The following is a 16,023-nucleotide window of genomic DNA, read 5'->3' on the forward strand; positions in this document are numbered from 1 at the left end:
TGTATGCTCGGCATTCAACCAGGTTACTGCACCGCCATGTCCGACGACGACGGTTTTGACCGCATGGTGGAGGCGACGATCCTGGCCCATCAACTCGTGGTCGCGCACGGCACGGCGACGATGCAGCTCCTGTCCCGATTGCTGCTCATGGAGATCGGTACGGAGATCGCGGCGCGGCGCGATCCCGATCCGGCCGCCAACGACAATCCGGACGCCCTGGAGGATTAGAGCGCGCTTCGCCGGCATTCCGGTCGGATCGGGTCCCGGCGGAAGAACCGGCCTGGCCCGTAATCCTTGGCGCGATGCAATGGAGCGGGCGGCAAATCTGTTGATCGGCCCATCGATCCGAGCAGGCGGCATTTACAAGGATGGATAACGGTCTAGCTTCTGGGTAGAAACTACCCACGAATCACGGATCCCTCGCCGATGATCGCCGAACGGGTAGCGCTCGCTGGTGCGCTCCTCCTGCTGAGCATCACACCCGCGGTCCCCCAGCTGCGCCGTCCGATGACGTGTACGGTGGAGGCGTCGACCAGTCTCGATGTCGCCGCACCCGAAGGCGCCAAACCGCAATCCCAGAAGGCCCGGACATTCTCGCTGGTCTCCAGCGGCGGCCTGCTGACCGTGATCTCGGCCGGGCGCTCCGACTATTACGAGTGCCAGACGGCCTCGCCGCGGCTGAACGAGCGCACGCCGCGCAACGCGATCAAGTGTCAGAACGGCGTCTACTTCCTTCTGATCGACCTCAACAAGATGAACTTCGTCGAGGCGCAGCTCAATCCCGAGGAGCGCAACGACGTCAAGGTCAGCTACGGGAATTGTCGGACCCTGTAGGGGCGTCGCCGGGCAACCTAGTCCATGTGGATCAGGACGTAGGCGGCGGCGGCAACGGCCGTGAGGGTGAGGACCACCAGCAGCGCCGTTTTCCCGGGCGGTCCTTCCGGCGGGTCTGGGGCGTCGGTCATGCGGCTCCTCCGGGCCGGTGACGGGGCCTCTGCCGAAAGGGCCCGGTCCTTCGGTTGGTTCCCTGACCGGGCCCGGTCCGCATTCTTCCGCCCCGGCCGGGACGATCACCGGCAGAAATGCGCCGCGGCCGGCGTCCACTGGCCGAAGCCCGTGGCGACCATGTTGGCCACGACCCGGCAGATGTAGATCTTCTGCGCCGCGTTGTTGTGCGGGCCGGCATGATAGCGCGCCACGGCCATCGTCCAGCTGCCCTCCCGCCGCCTCAGATCCCGGAGAAATTGCGTCGCGTAGTCCACGTTCGCGCGCGGGTCGATCATGGCCTCGACCGAGGCGAACTTTTCGCCGTGATAGTGGTGGTTGATCTGCATGCAGCCGAGATCGATCAGGCGCGCGCCCCGGCGGCGCGCCGCGGCGAAGTGGGCCAGCACGTCCTGGGGCCCGGTCGCGAAATAGGCCGCCCCTTCGATGTTCATGGCGTAGGGCTGGAGCGAGCCGCGCTTGCCCGTCTCCGTGAGGCCGACCGCGTAGAGCACGCCGAGGGGCACGCCGTAACGGGCCGCGGCACGGCCCATCTCGGCCTCGCACACGTTCCCGGCGACCGGGGCGGCGCTACAGATAAACGCCGCCGTCGCGAGGACGTACCGTCTCATCTGTCCGCTCCCCGTCGCGCCTGCCGAGCGTCGGCCGCTGCGCCGCGCGCTGGTCTGCCTGCCGCTGCCCGTCCCCGCCGTGACCCGGCCGGGCGCCGCCGTCGGTGAGCCCGGATTGGCCCTGGGACGGTGATCCGCCCGCGGAGAACCCGGCGTCGCCGGGGCGAACCGGCTCGACAATGATCTCGGGCCGGTAATGCGCGTGCTTGAGCAGTTCGGTGAGGATCGCCGAATCCCGTTGCAGCATCGCCGCCGTCTCGGGACGCGCGGCGCGCAGATGGGTCTCGAGCTGACCGTCGACGAGCCGCAATTCCACCGTGACGATCCCGAGGCTCTCCGGCCGGAGCTGGATCTTGAGCACCCGGAGCGGCCCGTCCTGAGCCGCGGGGATCGTCGGATCGGCGCCGACGCGACGCTCCGGTCCGGCCGCGGTCGCGCGCTCGATCTCCTCCGTGATGGCCGCCGCGATCGTCGGCAGGACGGCGGCGAGTCGGGCCGGCTCGGTCCCGGATCCGTTGCCGGGACCCGGGATGGGGACGCCCGGCGGCCCCTGCCGGCCGGTGGGGGCGAGGAGGAGTCCGGCGATGCCGGAGCGGGGACGGTTGTCCTCGCGTGCCGTGAGCCCCCCCGGCCCATCGATCCCCGTCGCGGTGCGGGCCGACGCATCGGCGCGGGCCGACGCATCGCCGGCTCGAGGCTCGGGATCGGTCGCGAGGGCGACCGTCGCCTTCGGCGGCGCTGCGTTCACCTTCCCGGCGACCGTCCCGGCGATCTGGGTGGCGACTTGCGCGGCAATCTGGGCGGCGATCTGGGCGGCCGGCGCGATCGGAGCAGGATCGGGCCCGGCGACGGCCGGAGCCACCGGTCCGGGGCGGACGGGTCGAGGCTGAGCGTCCGCCGCGTTCGGGACGGCCGGCAACGGGGACGTTGCCGCTGCGGCGGCCGGGAGGGCGTGGCGGGCCGCCTCGGGCAGGACGGGCTTGAAGTGAACCGCCCGGTCGAGGACCTCGACCTGCGGGGGGGCGCCCTGCAGCAGGGTGCCCGGGCTCGGCCCGGCGCGCGGCGACGCGTCCGCGCGGGCCGCCTCGAGATTTCCCACGAGGCTGGTCTCAGGGGCCGCGTCGGGGCCCGCCGGGGATGCGGCGGATGGGGCCGGTCCCGGAGCACCGGTTCCGTGTCCCGTGGGCAGTTCCGGACGGGCCGACAGGACGGCCGCGCTCAGGATCTCGGCGAGCGCCGCGGCGGCGCTGCCGGGATCGCCCGGTGACGGCGGCGGCGCGGGCGATGCGCCGGCTTCGGGCCGCCGATCCTCCCCGGTCGCGCCCTCCGGTTCGTCCATCTCACCCCCGTCGGTCTCGGGTCGTCGGTCTTGGTCTTGTCGGTGTTCAGGCGGGCGACGACGCTGACCTCGAAGTTGTTCGGTCCGAGATAGGGCGTGAGCGTCCGGCGGATGTTGTCCTGGATCTCCCGGTTGACGCTCTGCTCCAGATTCGTCAGGCGCCCGGCCGGCGCCGTCGTGGCGTCGTCTCCGGCGAGCAGCACCGTCCCGTCGGTGTTCAGCACCGTTACCTTGTCGGGCTTCATCCCGGGAATGGCGGCCGCGACCAGCTGGCGGATCGCGGGGGCGACCGTGGCATCGTTGGCCGGTTCCGTGCGCACCACCACCGAGGCCGAGGCGGGCTGCTGCTCCCGGCGGAACGAGCCGGGATCGGGCATGACGATGTGGACCCGGGCCGCCTTGACGCTCTTGAGGGTCTGGATCGTGCGGGCGATCTCGCCCTCCAGGGCGCGGACCCGCGTGATGTCCTGCATGAACGAGGTCAGGCCCAGGGAGCCCAGGTCGTTGAACAGCTCGTAGCCCGCCTTGCCGCTCTGCGGCAGGCCCTTCTCGGCCAGGAGCATGCGCGCCTGGGCCGTCTGCCCGTAGCTGACCAGGACCGACGTCCCGTCCGCGCTGATATCGAAGGGGATGCCGGCATCCTTGAGCGCGGCGCCCATGCGGCTCACGTCGTCGCGGCTGACCGCCACGGTGGAGACTTGGACGTTCCGGCCGATGACCACGGTCCCGGTCCGCTGATCGATCACCACCTTCGCGGGGATGTCGGGCTGGACCTGCAACTCGCCGATCTCGGCCATGAACCGGGTCCGGCCCACGTGGCCGGGGCGGGACAGGACCACCGTGCGGTAGTCGCGCGGGCTCGCCGCGCGCCGCCCGTATTTCTGGAGCGTGTAGGCGTTGATCGCGTCCGAGATCAGGACGGCGGTGTGGAAGTCCGGGTTCTTCAGCTCGAGCGCCATGCCGGGCAATTCGCTGAACGTGCCGGCGACCGCGCGCTCCACCAGGGCCCCGTTGGGGATCCGGGCGGCCGTCGCCACGCCCGAGACCAGCGATTCCGCCTGCCCGGTGACGCTGAAGCCGGAGACGACGAGCGCCCCCTGGGCGACCGCGTAGATCTGCCCGTCGCCGCCCGAGAGCGGCGTCATCAGCAGCGTGCCGCCGCGCAGGGAGGTCGCGTCGCCCATGGAGTTCACGGAGACGTCGACGCGCGACCCCGGCTCGACATAGGCCGGCAGGTTGGCCGTCACCATCACGGCCGCCACGTTGCGGGTCCGCAGCCGCTGGTCGCGCACGTTGATGCCGAGGCGATCGAGCATCGATTGCAGCGACTGTTCCGTGAACTGTTCCCAGTCTGTTGGACTGCGCGTTCATGCCGGAGACGCCGGCGTGCAGCACACCATACAGGCCCATGGCGAGGATCCTCTCATCCGAAACCGTCGCGTTACTCAGAGCAGGGCTCGCTTGCCCGAAGCTTTCGGCACCGGATTCCGGCCCGCTGCGGTCATCCGGAGCCCGGCTCCCGATCAGCTCCGCAGCGCGGTCGCGAGATCCAGGAAGGCGTCGAGGCTCTCCGGATCGGTCGGCTCCTGCCGCAGGGCGCCGTAGATCTTCGGGACCAGGGCGACCGCCTGATCCAGCTCGGGGTCGGCCCCGACATGGTAGCCGCCCATCAGGCGCAGATCCCGGGAATCCTCGTAGCGCGCGATCAGGTTCCTGAGCATGCGCACGAGTTGGCGCTGCTGCTCGGTCCACACGCGGTCGGCGAGCCGGGAGATCGAGCCGAGCACGTCGATCGCCGGGTAGCGGCCCTGGTCGGCGATGGCCCGGTCGAGGACAATGTGGCCGTCGAGGGTTCCGCGGATGCTGTCCGCCACGGGATCGTTGTGGTCGTCCCCGTCGACCAGCACCGAGAAGAGCCCGGTGATCGCCCCGCCCCCGTCCAGGCCGGGGCCGGCCCGCTCCAGCAGGCGCGGCAGATCGCCGAACACGCTCGGCGGGTAGCCCCGCGCCACGGGCGGCTCGCCGGCGGCCAGCGCCACCTCGCGGGCGGCATGGGCGAAGCGCGTCACCGAATCGAGCACCAGCAGCACGGACTGGCCCCGGTCCCGGAAAGATTCCGCGACCGCGAAGGCGAGCTTCGGGGCCTGCCGACGCATCATCGGGCTCTCGTCGCCCGTGGCGACGACGACGACCGCGCGCGACCGGCTGTCCCGCATCGGGCCCTCGAGGAATTCCCGCACCTCGCGTCCGCGCTCGCCCACCAGGGCGACCACCACGGCGTCGAACCCGGAGCAGCGGGCGAGCATGGAGAGCAGCGTCGTCTTTCCGACCCCCGAGCCGGCGAAGATGCCGATCCGCTGGGCCGCGCAGAGCGGCGTGAACAGGTCCATCGCCCGCACGCCGGTCCGGAGGGGGCTGTCCACCCGCGACCGCGCCATCGCGGGCGGCGGGTCCGCGTCCAGCGGCATCGCCCGCGGGCCCGTCGGCAGGTCGCCCTTCCCGTCGATCGGCGTCCCGAGGGCGTTGACGACCCGGTCCTTCCACGCCTCGCAGGGACGAGGTCCGGAGGTCGGCACCCGGTAGGCCGGCGATCCCAGGCCGGCCTCGATCCGGCCCTCGAACGGCTTGAGGATCACGCCGTCCTCGTCGATCCGAACAACCTCGCCCTCGATCTGCCGACCTTCGGCCTCGATCCGCATGCGGTCGCCGAGTCTCAGGAGCGGTACGGCGACGCGGATCCGGCAATGGCCCGCGCCGATTTCCCTGACCGACCCGCCGATCCGGATGAGGGGGTGATCGTCCTGACGCCCCAGCATGTCGGCGACGCGGTCGAGGGCGTTCATGCTGTTTCCCGGGGGCCAGAGCGGGAGCGGCTCACGTGGTCGGGCCGAGGCCACGGATGGCGTCCTGCAGCGACGATTCCGATTCCGCCACCGCGGCCGCCGCGCTCTGGAAGGTGCGCGTGATCTCGATGAGCCGCGACATCTCCATGACCGGATTGACGTTGGCGCCCTCCTGGAAGCCCTGCTGGACCCGGACCGTTGTCTCGTCGCGCTGGTTGAAGTCGAGGATCGGTCGGCCCGGGCTGTCGGACGCCACCGCGCCGCCGGCGACGCGCGTGAGCCGCGCGGCGGGGTCCAGCCGGAACACGCCGAGCGCCCCGATCTGGTTGGCGCCCTGGGAGACGATCCCGTCCTGGCCGATCGTGAGCGGCGGCCCTTCCGGGTCGACGGTCAGCGGCGACCCGCCGGGATCTAGGATCGCGCGCCCGTTGAGATCCTGAAGGTCGCCGGCCGCCGTGACCTGCATGCGGCCGTCCCGCGTGTAGACCGTGCCCCGCGGCCCCCGCACGGCCAGCCAGCCGTCGCCCTGAAGGCCGACATCGAGCGGGGAATCCGTCTTGATCAGCGGGCCGGCCTTGCGCGACAGGAATGTCTCGCCCGGCGTCGCGAAGGCGACGTCGCGCTGGCCCGCCTGGGACAGGATCGTCTCGAACTTCACCTCTTCCGCCCGGTAGCCGGCCGTCCCGAGATTGGCGACGTTGGCGGCCACCGTGTTCAGGCGCTGCTCGAGCGCCATCTGGGCAGACAGCGTGACGTAGAGCGACGATTGCATGTCAGTGGCCCCCGAGCCGGATGGATTGCAGCTTGAGCAGGACACCGGTGTCGAAGCCGCCGTCGGCTCCGCCGAACAGTGAGAGGAGCGGCGCCGACGTCGCGTTGTTCTTCATGTCCCACCTGAGCGTGAAGCGCTTGATGAAGCGATCGAGCTTGTCGGGATCCCGAAAGCTCGCGAGATCGACCTTGCTGGTGATGAGAGCGGCCTGCGCGTCGAGGCTGCCCCTGGCCGTCTCGTCCGCCAAGCCGAGGGTCGTGCGGACGACCACCCCCAGCGCCTTGTCGGCCAGGATCCCGTAGGCCGACGTGATGGTTCCCGCCTGCCGCTTGAAGTAGAGGGCGAGCCGGACGCCCTCGTCCTGATCGCCGGCGTCGCTCTCGAGCTTCTGCCGGACGTACGCGTCCACGACGGCCGTGCTGGCTTCGGAGCGCTGCGTGGTCTCCGCGCCGAGGGTGCGGAAATCGAACGCCTTGGCGAAGGCGCGGAACCGCTCGTCCTGGATGCGGTCGACCAAGAGCTGCCCGTTCGCATCGGGCTCGCCGGCGAGGATCTTCCTCATGAATCCCTTCGCGTAGGCCATGTCGGCCAGCCCGAAGGCCTGCATGGCGAAGTCGAAGAGGCGGGTGTTGCCGAGGAAGTCGTCGACCGTCTTGATCCCGCCGATATGGTCGGTGAAGTATTTCAGGTCTCGCGCGACCTGCGCTTCCGTGGCTTTTCTGCTCAGTGCTTTCGGGACATCCCGGGCGATGATCTGGTAATCCGTGTAGGTCGATGTCATGTCGGCGACCCTCAGCGCGCCCGACCCTGCGCGAACCCTTCGGCAGGGCTCCCGGCCGTCCCCGACGAGGCGGGGCGAAGCGGGTCGGGATCTTGGAAATCCGCGCGTCCGGTTATGGCTCTCGGAGCTTGTCCGAGCCTTGCCGGGCCGGCATCGGGCCCGCGACCCGGCGGGACGTCCCCGCGGCTCCAGCCCTGCGCAAGCATGGCGGTCTACGGCCTGACGGATCAATCGTTACGACGTCGAGGCGCCGCGTGGGTGTAATCATCGGCTTACTGATCGCCGCGGCCAGCGTGGGCGGCGGCTTCTGGGCCATCGGCGGCCACCTGACCGTGGTGTGGCAGCCCTTCGAGTTCATCATCGTCGGCGGGGCCGCGATCGGCGCCTTCGTCGTCGCCAACCCGGCCGGCGTGGTGCTGGACACCGGCAGCGCGCTGAAGGACGCGGTTCTCGCGCGGGTTCCCAAGCGGGAGGATTACCTGGAGCTTCTCGGCCTGCTCTTCGCGCTGACGCGGGAGGTGCGCTCGAAGCCCCGCAACGAGGTCGAGAACCACCTGGAGCGTCCCGGCGAGTCCGAGATCTTCAAGGCCTATCCGCGGGCCGCACGGGACCCGGCGCTGACCCTGTTCATCTGCGACTACGTCCGCCTCATCATCATCGGCAACGCGCGCCCCTACGACGTCGAGGCGCTGATGGAGGAGGAGATCGCCACGCACCGGCGCGACAAGCTGAAGGTGTACAACGCGCTGATGATCACGGCGGACGGCCTGCCCGCCCTCGGCATCGTCGCGGCGATCCTGGGGATCGTGAAGGCGATGGGCGCGCTCGATCAGTCGCCCGCGCTCCTGGGAAGCCTGATCGGCGCGGCGCTGGTCGGCACCTTCACCGGCATCTTCGTCTCGTACACGGTGGTCGCGCCGATCGCCAACAAGATCAAGGCGACCCGCGAGTCGCAGGCGCGGCTCTACATCATCGTGAAGCAGACCCTGCTGGCCTACATGAACGGGGCCCTGCCGCAGATCGCGGTCGAGTACGGGCGCAAGGCGATCACCTCCGCCAACCGGCCGACCATCGACGAGGTCGAGGACGCGACGATGACGGCCTCGCCCCGCGGCGAGACCGTCCTGCGCGAGGCGGCGTGACGATGGACCGGCAACAAGTCGTCAACGACATCCGGGACCGGCTGCTGGATGCGGCGGGCCTGTCCCTCGAGCGGCTGCCGATGCTGCACGTGATCCTCGACAGGGTCGCGACCTTCTGCGCGGATCAGCTCCGGCATTTCGCCGCCTCCCCGGTCTACTTCTCGCTGAGCAACGTCGAGAGCCAGCGCTTCGGCGACATTCTCGAACCCTACGAGTCGAACGCGATCGCCGGCATCTTCCAGGCGCCGGAATGGGACAGTCACATCCTGGTCGGGTTCGACCGCGACTTCATCTTCACGATGGTCGAGGTCCTGCTCGGATCCGACGGGTCCGAGCCGCCCCTCGACGAGGAGCGATCCTTCTCCAACATCGAGATGCGGATCGCCCAGCGCCTGTTCGACCAGATCGGCCGGGCGATGCAGTCCGCCTTCGCGCTGGTGGCGGACACGCCGTTCAAGCTCGAGCGGACCGAGCTGCGGATGGACTTCGCGGTGATCGGCCGCCGCAACAACCAGGCGGTCGCGGCGAAATTCCTCCTCCAGGCGCTCAATCGCGGCGGCGAGATGTTCATCGTCATCCCGCAATCCGTCCTCAACCCGATGCGCCAGAGCCTGGCGCGGATCCTGGTGGGTGAGACCTCGGCCAGGGATTCCCGGTGGACCCGGCAGATCGCCGGCGAGGTGCAGAAGACCCCTGTCACCCTGAAGGCGATCCTGGAGGAGAAGCCTCTCACGCTGAGCGAGATCGCCGGTCTCGCGGTCGGGCAGGTGCTGGAACTGCGGGCCACGCCGCGGAGCCGCGTCAAGCTCGTCGGGAACGACCGCGAGCTGTTCTGGTGCGATGTCGGGCAGGAGGATGGCGCCATCGTCCTGCGCGTGGACCACTTCATCGATCAGGACCAGGAGTTTATCGATGATGTTCTCGCTCGCTGAAGCCCTGTTGTTCGCCGCTCTCGTCGCGACGACCGCCTGCCTCGTTCCGATGTACATGCGGCTGAAGCGACTGGACCGCTATCACGCGCAGTACCGAGACATGGTCGACTGGAGCGCCTCGGCCCTGGTCGGCGCGAGCAACGCCGTCCAGTCCTTCGCCCAGGACGGCCGCGTGGTCCTCGAAGACCTCGGCCGCGAGATCGAGCTCGCCAAGGCGGCCCTGGCCGAGTTGCGGGCGGAGCGGGACCGGCTGACGGCCCCCGCGCACGCGGCCGCCCCGTCGGAGGCCGCGGTCGGAAGCCGCCTCACGAGCGCCTGACGCCTTCCGTCGGCGGCGCGACACCCGTTGCCCCCCGCGATCGCCGGACCCGGCGATCCCGCGCGGTGGGCCTTCCCCTTCCCCGAGGAGCGCCTGATGTCATCCCCCTCAGAACAACCGAATAGCGAGTCCGGACAGGGAGGCGGTCACAGCGAGAGCCTGTTCACGCGGATCGAGGCGCAGGCCGAAGGCCAGCGGGTGCATGACGAGCGGCTGGGCAGCGGCCGGAACCTCGACTCGATCCTGCGGATCCCGGTCCTGATGCAGGTGGTCCTCGGCTCCGCGACGATGCCGGTCTCCAACCTGATGAAGCTGGGACGCGGCGCGATCGTATCCCTGGATCACCGCGTCGGCGAGCCGGTCGACGTCGTGGTCAACGGCCGCATCATCGCCCGCGGCGAGGTCGTCGTCGTCGAGGACGACAACTCGCGCTTCGGCGTCTCCCTGACCGAGATCGTCGGCCCCGCCGCGGCCGACGCCAACGGCTGACGGGGCGGATCACCATGGCCGCAGGCTCCATGACCAAGGTTGGTCGGAAGGTTCTCACGCCCGCCGAGGAAGTCGCGGCCGTCCTCATCGCGATGAACAAGGGTTCGGCGAGCCGACTGGTCAAGTACTTCGACACCGGTGAGCTGAAGCAGATCACCCGCGCGGTCTCGCAGCTCGGGCCCGTGCCGAGGCCGCAGCTCGAGGTCATCGTCGAGCAGCTGGCGGCGTTCTTCGCCGACGGCGCGAACCTGATCGGCACCGCCCGCGAGATGGAGAAGCTGCTCGAGGGCGTGCTTCCCCCCGAGCAGATCGCCGACATCATGGCCGACGTGCTCGGCGGGGGAGAGCGCTCGATCTGGGACCGCATCTCCAACGGGTCCGAGACCGCCCTTGCGGGCTACCTGATCAAGGAGCATCCTCAGACCGCGGCGCTCGTGCTGTCCAAGGTCAAGCCGGCCTGCGCCGCCAAGGTGATGGCGCAATTGCCGGCGCCGCTGCGCAACGGCGTCATGCGGCGGATGCTGACGTTCAAGCCGATCGTCGACGCGACCATGAAGATGATCGAGCAGACCATCCACGAGGACTTCATGATCAACCTGGCGCGCAATGCCGCGGCGGATACCCACTCGCGCATGGCCGACATCGTCAACAAGATGGAGCGCCAGAGCATGGAGGAGGTCCTGGACAACCTCACGCAGACGCGCCCGAAATCGGCCGAGATCCTGAAGAGCCTGCTCTTCACCTTCGACGACATCATCCACATGACGCCGCGGGCGCGGACGACGCTCTTCGATCAGGTCCCGCACGAGAAGGTCATCCTCGCCCTGAAGGGCACGAACGGGCCGTTGCGGAACGTCGTGCTCAGCGCGCTGACCGCCCGCGCCCGGCGCCTCGTCGAGCACGAGCTGGAGGGAGGCGAGCCCGCCGCCCAGCGGGACGTGCTCGACGCGCGCCGCGCGATCACCGACCAAGCGCTCGAGATGGCGTCGCGCGGCGAGATCGAACTCACCCCGGCCGACTCGGATGAGACCTACTTCCGCTAGCACCGTCCCCGGTCGGGGACGGCTCCGGGGCGCCGCTCCGGCGGACGCGTCCCGCCGGGCCGACCGGGGCGGTGCCGTCGGCGGCCCGAGTTCGGGGCGCCGCGATGTCTGAGGACAGGGAGAGCAAGACCGAGGCGGCGAGCGAGAAGAAGATCAGCGACGCGATCGCGGAAGGAAACACGCCGTTCTCGCGGGAAGTGCCCGTCTTCGCCTCCATCCTGGGACTGCTGATCTTCCTGGTCTTCGTGGCGCGGGATCAGGGGCTGCCGCTGGTGCAGAGGCTCGCGCTGATCTTGGAGCAGCCGCGCAACTTCAGCGTGGAGACGAGCCACGACGCGATGCGCCTCGTCCACGCCCTCGCCCTGGAGATGGGCCGCTTCCTGCTGCCGGTCCTGGTCATCCTGCTCGTGGCCGGCATCGCCGCCTCGATCTTCCAGAACGCGCCGCGCGTGGTGTTCGATCGGATCCAGCCGAAATGGTCCCGCATCTCCCCCGTCGCCGGCTGGAATCGGCTCTTCAGTCTGCAGGGGTTCGTCGAGTTCGGGAAAAATCTGTTCAAGTTCTTCGCGATCGGCGGCATGTCCTACATGGTCCTGCACGCGGATCGCCACGAGATCGTCAATGTCATGTTCGTGGATCCAGTCGGGTTGCCCGAATTCCTGCTGACCCTCTCGGTGCGCCTCGTCTCGGCCGTGAGCGTCGCGACGATCGCGCTGGTCGCCGGCGACCTGGTCTGGACCCGCGTGCGCTGGCAGCGCGACCTGCGGATGTCGCGGCAGGAGGTGAAGGACGAGTTCAAGCAGCTCGAGGGCGACCCGCTCGTGAAGGCGAAGATGCGCTCGCTGGCGCAGGACCGGCTGCGCAAGCAGATGATGGCGGCGGTGCCCCGCGCCACCATGATCCTGGCGAACCCGACGCACTACGCGATCGCGCTGCGCTACGACCAGAGCGAGAACGACGCCCCGACGGTTCTGGCCAAGGGCGCGGACCTGATCGCCCTCCGCATCCGCGAGATCGCCGAGAAGCACCGGATCGAGGTCGTCGTCGACAAGGCGCTCACCCGGGCGATGTACGACCATGTCGAGGTCAACCAGGCGATCCCGGCGGAATTCTACCGGGCGGTGGCGAACCTGCTGGTCTACGTGATGACGCGCAAGCGCCGCTGACTGGCGCGGCGTGGCCGAGGCGTGGCAGCGGCGTTGACCGGTCGGCCCGTCCCGACCGGCAGAGGCCGCGGACCCTGGCAGATCCGCGGCGCGGCGTTTCAGGCCGCACAGGCCGTCGGCGGGCCCGGGGCGGTCTTGGGGCGATCTCGGGGCGCTGCGCGTCCGGGATCCGGGAGCGGCCTCAGGCCGCCCGAACGCGGGCGTCCAGGCGCTTCGCCTCCCGGCGGAACCGGTGCAGCACGAACTCGGTGTAGCCGTTCGGCTGGCCGGCGCCCTCGAAGACCAGGGCCTCGGCGGCGCGGAAGGCCGGCCCGTCGAAGCCCGGGGCCATCGGCCGGTAGGCCCGGTCGCCGGCGTTCTGGCGATCGACGACCTCGGCCATGCGCCGCAGGGCCGCGGCGACCTCGTCGCGGTCCACGATCCCGTGGCGCAGCCAGTTGGCGATGTGCTGGCTGGAGATCCGCAGGGTGGCGCGGTCCTCCATCAGCCCGACCTCGTGGATGTCCGGCACCTTGGAGCAGCCGACGCCCTGGTCGACCCAGCGGACCACGTAGCCCAGGATCCCCTGGCAATTGTTGTCGAGCTCCTCCCGCACCGCCTCCGGCGCGAACGCGCCCTCGGCGAGGGGCAGGGTCAGCATGGCGGCGCGGGTCGCGGGCGCCCGGCCGGCGAGCGCCGCCTGACGGGCGCGGACATCCACCTGATGGTAGTGGAGCGCGTGGAGCGTCGCGGCGGTCGGCGACGGCACCCAGGCGGTGTTGGCGCCCGCCTCCGGGTGGGCGCCCTTGGCGTCGAGCATCGCCGCCATCCGGTCGGGGGCGGCCCACATGCCCTTGCCGATCTGCGCGTGGCCGGGCAGGCCGCAGGCGAGGCCGGCATCGACGTTGCCGTCCTCGTAGGCCTGGATCCAGGCGGTCGCCTTCATGGCGTCCTTGCGGACCACGGGGCCGGCCTCCAGCGAGGTGTGGATCTCGTCGCCGGTCCGGTCGAGGAAGCCGGTGTTGATGAAGAACAGCCGGTCCGACGCCGCGGCGATCGCCGCCTTGAGGTTGAGCGTCGTGCGCCGCTCCTCGTCCATGACGCCGATCTTGAGCGTCCGCGGCGCGAGGCCGACCAGCGCCTCGACCCGCCCGAACAGCGCCACCGCGAAGGCGACCTCGTCGGGACCGTGCAGCTTGGGCTTGACCATGTAGACCGAGCCGGTCCGGCTGTTGCGGAGCGGACCGGTGCCCTTCAGGTCGTGCAGGGCGATCAGCGCGGTGACGGCCGCGTCGAGGATCGTCTCCGGGATCTCGGCGCCGTCGAGGGTCACGGCGTCGGTGTACATGTGGTGGCCGACATGCCGGACCAGCATCAGCGACCGACCCGGCAGGGTCAGGCGCCCGCCGTCGGGGGCCGTGAAGGTCCGGTCCTCGGCGAGCCGCCGCTCGACCGTGCGGCCGCCCTTGGACAGGGTGGTGGTCAGATCACCACGCATCAGGCCGAGCCAGCTCCGGTAGACCGCGACCTTGTCGGCCGAGTCCACGGCCGCCACCGAATCCTCCATGTCCATGATGGTCGAGAGGGCGGCCTCCAGCACCACGTCGGCGATGCCGGCCGGGTCGGTGCGGCCGATCGGGCTCGCGCGGTCGATAACGACCTCGATGTGCAGGCCGTTGTGGCGCAGCAGGAGCGCGGTCGGCGCCGCGGCGTCGCCGGTGTAGCCCGCGAAGGCGGACGATCCGGTCAGGCCGGCGCTGCGACCGGCGCCGAGATCGGCGGCCAGGCGGCCGTCCGTCACCGAGAAGCCCACGGCATCCGCCCAGGAGCCGACGCTCAGCGGCGCGGTCGCGTCGAGGAACGCCTTGGTCCTGGCCACCACCGAGGCGCCGCGGGCCGGGTTGAACCCGGCGCCGGGCGCGAGCTCGCCGTCCTGCGGGATCGCGTCGGTGCCGTAGAGGGCGTCGTAGAGGCTGCCCCAGCGGGCATTGGCGGCGTTCAGCGCGTAGCGGGCGTTGGAGATCGGCACCACGAGCTGCGGCCCGGCGATGGCGGCGATCTCCGCGTCCACGTTCTCGGTGGTCACCCGCACGGTCTCGGGCTCCGGCTGCAGGTAGCCGATCCGCGTCAGGTAGTCCGCGTAGGCCGCCGGATCGTGCGGCGCTCCGCGATGGTCGCGGTGCCAGGAATCGATGTCGGCCTGGAGGCCGTCGCGCCGGTCGAGCAGCGTCCGGTTGTGCGGTGCGAGATCGCGGACGATCGCGGCGAAGCCCGACCAGAACTGGTCGGCCGAGAGACCGGTCCCGGGCAGCGCTTCCTCGGAGAGGAAGGTGCGGAGATCCTCGGCGGCGACGAGCTTCGACATGGCGATCCTCGGGGATGCGTGGCGACGCGCGTCAGAAAAAATCGAACGCGCCGTGAAAAATTTTTGATGTCCCCTCGATAGATCGCTTGGCATCCGCGAGAAAGGCGGCAAAAGGGATTTGATTTTTTCCGCAGCGTTGACAATGCACGACCAGAGCGACCTGGAGATCTTCGCCCGGGTGGTCCGCACCGGCAGCCTCACCCAGGCCGGCTCGGAGCTCGGCCTGTCGGTCGCGGTGGTGTCGAAGCGGCTGAAAAGGCTGGAGGAACGGCTCGCCGTGCGCCTGCTGCATCGCACCACGCGGCGGGTGGCGCCCACGGATGTCGGGGCGGCCTTCTTCGAGCGGATCGCCCCGATCGTCGACGCCATCGCGGAGGCCGAGAGCCTCGTGTCGCAGACGGCGACGCGGGCGCGGGGGACGCTCCGGGTCACGGCGCCGAGCTCCTTCGGGCGCCTGCACATCGTCCCGCACCTGCGGGCCTTCTTCGCCCTCCATCCCGGCATCGTGCTCAACTTGGAGCTGAGCGACGATTTCGAGTCGATCGTCGAGCGCGGCTACGACCTCGCGATCCGGGTCGGCGCGCTGGAGAGTTCCGGGCTGACGGCGGTGCGCCTCGCGCCGGTGCAGCGGGTCCTCTGCGCGCGGCCGAGCTACCTCGACGCGGCCGGGCGGCCGCGGAGCCTCGACGACCTGCGCGGCCATGTCTGCCTCGCCACCGAGAACCAGAATCCCTGGCGGCTGGTCGGGCCGGAGGGCCCCTGCACGGTCGGCGCCTCGGGGCCGCTGCGCACCCATTCCAACGAGGTGGTGCGCGAGGCCGTGATCGGCGGCCTCGGGATCGCGCTGCGCTCCACCTGGGACGTGCACGCGGAGCTGCGCGACGGCCTGCTGGAGGTGGTGCTGCCGGCCTACGCGGCGGCGGCCTCGGCCGGCATCTTCGCAGTCTACCCGAGCCGGGCCTTCGTGCCGGCCAAGACGCGGGCCTTCATCGCGTTCCTCAAGCAGACCTACCGGTCGAGCGGGGCCTGGGCAGACGGGTGAGGCCCGTGCTGCGGCGTCTCGCTCCTGCAGGGTATGAGATGTCCGTTGGACGTCTCATACCAACTCCTGTCGATGCGTGCGGGACCGCCGTCCTTGCGAGCGGAGCGAAGCAATCCAGGGAAGCGCCACGCTCACCGATCGCGCGCTGCCCTGGGTCGCTTCGCTGCACTCGCGATGACGGAGAGGGGCGCGTCG

General features: G+C 70.3%; 15 protein-coding genes and 2 pseudogenes. 9 read left to right on the forward strand and 8 right to left on the reverse strand.

The features are described 5' to 3' along the window. The first annotated feature begins 36 nt into the window (after window positions 1-36). Window positions 37-228, forward strand: a complete 192-nt coding sequence (locus tag ASG32_RS05140) for a hypothetical protein (RefSeq protein WP_056523262.1) — start codon at window positions 37-39, stop codon at window positions 226-228. 198 nt (window positions 229-426) lie between these two features. After that, on the forward strand, window positions 427-834 hold the full coding sequence (locus ASG32_RS05145; RefSeq protein WP_042670689.1) for a hypothetical protein: 408 nt from the start codon (window positions 427-429) through the stop codon (window positions 832-834). A gap of 236 nt (window positions 835-1,070) precedes the next feature. Here ASG32_RS05145 and ASG32_RS05150 read toward each other — a convergent pair whose 3' ends face one another. The 7 genes and pseudogenes from ASG32_RS05150 to ASG32_RS05175 all read right to left on the reverse strand — a co-directional run bounded on the left by ASG32_RS05150 (window position 1,071) and on the right by ASG32_RS05175 (window position 7,351). After that, complete coding sequence (locus ASG32_RS05150) at window positions 1,071-1,616, reverse strand: transglycosylase SLT domain-containing protein (RefSeq protein WP_056523264.1); 546 nt, start codon at window positions 1,614-1,616, stop codon at window positions 1,071-1,073. Next, window positions 1,576-2,715 (reverse strand): flagellar hook-length control protein FliK, encoded by a 1,140-nt coding sequence (locus tag ASG32_RS05155; RefSeq protein ID WP_244491818.1) that lies wholly within the window; start codon window positions 2,713-2,715, stop codon window positions 1,576-1,578. Before ASG32_RS05155 ends, ASG32_RS05150 begins: the two co-directional genes overlap by 41 nt. Before the next feature lie 260 nt (window positions 2,716-2,975). Next, window positions 2,976-3,638, reverse strand: a pseudogene (fliF, locus tag ASG32_RS34355) (flagellar basal-body MS-ring/collar protein FliF); the annotation flags it as partial. Then, a pseudogene (locus ASG32_RS34360) lies at window positions 3,618-4,298 on the reverse strand (flagellar basal body P-ring protein FlgI); the annotation flags it as partial. The pseudogenes fliF and ASG32_RS34360, both read right to left, overlap by 21 nt. Before the next feature lie 180 nt (window positions 4,299-4,478). After that, window positions 4,479-5,798: a flagellar protein export ATPase FliI gene (gene fliI / locus ASG32_RS05165; RefSeq protein ID WP_056523266.1), complete on the reverse strand. Its 1,320-nt coding sequence runs from the start codon at window positions 5,796-5,798 to the stop codon at window positions 4,479-4,481. Window positions 5,799-5,829: 31 nt separating this feature from the next. Next, entirely contained in the window at window positions 5,830-6,570 is a 741-nt protein-coding gene (flgF, locus tag ASG32_RS05170) for a flagellar basal-body rod protein FlgF (protein WP_056523268.1), read from the reverse strand. Window position 6,571: 1 nt separating this feature from the next. Continuing rightward, window positions 6,572-7,351, reverse strand: coding sequence for a DUF1217 domain-containing protein (locus ASG32_RS05175; protein ID WP_056523271.1), 780 nt, complete (start codon window positions 7,349-7,351; stop codon window positions 6,572-6,574). Window positions 7,352-7,605: 254 nt separating this feature from the next. Between ASG32_RS05175 and motA the strand changes: the two genes are divergently transcribed. The 6 genes from motA to flhB all read left to right on the forward strand — a co-directional run bounded on the left by motA (window position 7,606) and on the right by flhB (window position 12,442). Continuing rightward, on the forward strand, window positions 7,606-8,493 hold the full coding sequence (gene motA, locus ASG32_RS05180; protein WP_056523272.1) for a flagellar motor stator protein MotA: 888 nt from the start codon (window positions 7,606-7,608) through the stop codon (window positions 8,491-8,493). A gap of 2 nt (window positions 8,494-8,495) precedes the next feature. Next, entirely contained in the window at window positions 8,496-9,425 is a 930-nt protein-coding gene (locus tag ASG32_RS05185; protein WP_056523274.1) for a FliM/FliN family flagellar motor switch protein, read from the forward strand. Continuing rightward, complete coding sequence (locus ASG32_RS05190) at window positions 9,406-9,744, forward strand: hypothetical protein (RefSeq protein ID WP_244491819.1); 339 nt, start codon at window positions 9,406-9,408, stop codon at window positions 9,742-9,744. Before ASG32_RS05185 ends, ASG32_RS05190 begins: the two co-directional genes overlap by 20 nt. Before the next feature lie 96 nt (window positions 9,745-9,840). After that, a complete protein-coding gene (fliN, locus tag ASG32_RS05195) occupies window positions 9,841-10,233 on the forward strand; it encodes a flagellar motor switch protein FliN (protein ID WP_056523402.1) in 393 nt (130 codons plus the stop codon). A 14-nt stretch (window positions 10,234-10,247) separates the two neighbouring features. Further along, a complete protein-coding gene (locus tag ASG32_RS05200; protein WP_082557757.1) occupies window positions 10,248-11,276 on the forward strand; it encodes a flagellar motor switch protein FliG in 1,029 nt (342 codons plus the stop codon). A 104-nt stretch (window positions 11,277-11,380) separates the two neighbouring features. Continuing rightward, window positions 11,381-12,442, forward strand: coding sequence for a flagellar biosynthesis protein FlhB (flhB, locus tag ASG32_RS05205; RefSeq protein ID WP_056523279.1), 1,062 nt, complete (start codon window positions 11,381-11,383; stop codon window positions 12,440-12,442). A 181-nt stretch (window positions 12,443-12,623) separates the two neighbouring features. Here the strand turns inward: flhB and ASG32_RS05210 are convergent, their stop codons facing one another. Beyond that, on the reverse strand, window positions 12,624-14,786 hold the full coding sequence (locus ASG32_RS05210; protein WP_056523281.1) for a malate synthase G: 2,163 nt from the start codon (window positions 14,784-14,786) through the stop codon (window positions 12,624-12,626). A 142-nt stretch (window positions 14,787-14,928) separates the two neighbouring features. On the opposite strand from ASG32_RS05210, the gene ASG32_RS05215 reads away from it, so the two are divergent. After that, a complete protein-coding gene (locus ASG32_RS05215; protein ID WP_042670683.1) occupies window positions 14,929-15,828 on the forward strand; it encodes a LysR family transcriptional regulator in 900 nt (299 codons plus the stop codon). Window positions 15,829-16,023 lie beyond the last annotated feature (195 nt).

It is taken from the genome of Methylobacterium sp. Leaf361, assembly GCF_001424445.1.
Lineage (GTDB): Bacteria > Pseudomonadota > Alphaproteobacteria > Rhizobiales > Beijerinckiaceae > Methylobacterium.

Excerpts from the sequence above, each read along its gene's own strand:
- ASG32_RS05140 (WP_056523262.1), top strand. The coding sequence starts at position 37 with ATGTCCGACGACGACGGTTTTGACCGCATGGTGGAGGCGACGATCCTG.
- ASG32_RS05145 (WP_042670689.1), top strand. The coding sequence starts at position 427 with ATGATCGCCGAACGGGTAGCGCTCGCTGGTGCGCTCCTCCTGCTGAGC.
- ASG32_RS05150 (WP_056523264.1), bottom strand. The coding sequence starts at position 1,616 with ATGAGACGGTACGTCCTCGCGACGGCGGCGTTTATCTGTAGCGCCGCC.
- fliI (WP_056523266.1), bottom strand. The coding sequence starts at position 5,798 with ATGAACGCCCTCGACCGCGTCGCCGACATGCTGGGGCGTCAGGACGAT.
- flgF (WP_056523268.1), bottom strand. The coding sequence starts at position 6,570 with ATGCAATCGTCGCTCTACGTCACGCTGTCTGCCCAGATGGCGCTCGAG.
- ASG32_RS05175 (WP_056523271.1), bottom strand. The coding sequence starts at position 7,351 with ATGACATCGACCTACACGGATTACCAGATCATCGCCCGGGATGTCCCG.
- ASG32_RS05185 (WP_056523274.1), top strand. The coding sequence starts at position 8,496 with ATGGACCGGCAACAAGTCGTCAACGACATCCGGGACCGGCTGCTGGAT.
- ASG32_RS05190 (WP_244491819.1), top strand. The coding sequence starts at position 9,406 with ATGATGTTCTCGCTCGCTGAAGCCCTGTTGTTCGCCGCTCTCGTCGCG.
- fliN (WP_056523402.1), top strand. The coding sequence starts at position 9,841 with ATGTCATCCCCCTCAGAACAACCGAATAGCGAGTCCGGACAGGGAGGC.
- ASG32_RS05200 (WP_082557757.1), top strand. The coding sequence starts at position 10,248 with ATGGCCGCAGGCTCCATGACCAAGGTTGGTCGGAAGGTTCTCACGCCC.
- flhB (WP_056523279.1), top strand. The coding sequence starts at position 11,381 with ATGTCTGAGGACAGGGAGAGCAAGACCGAGGCGGCGAGCGAGAAGAAG.
- ASG32_RS05210 (WP_056523281.1), bottom strand. The coding sequence starts at position 14,786 with ATGTCGAAGCTCGTCGCCGCCGAGGATCTCCGCACCTTCCTCTCCGAG.
- ASG32_RS05215 (WP_042670683.1), top strand. The coding sequence starts at position 14,929 with ATGCACGACCAGAGCGACCTGGAGATCTTCGCCCGGGTGGTCCGCACC.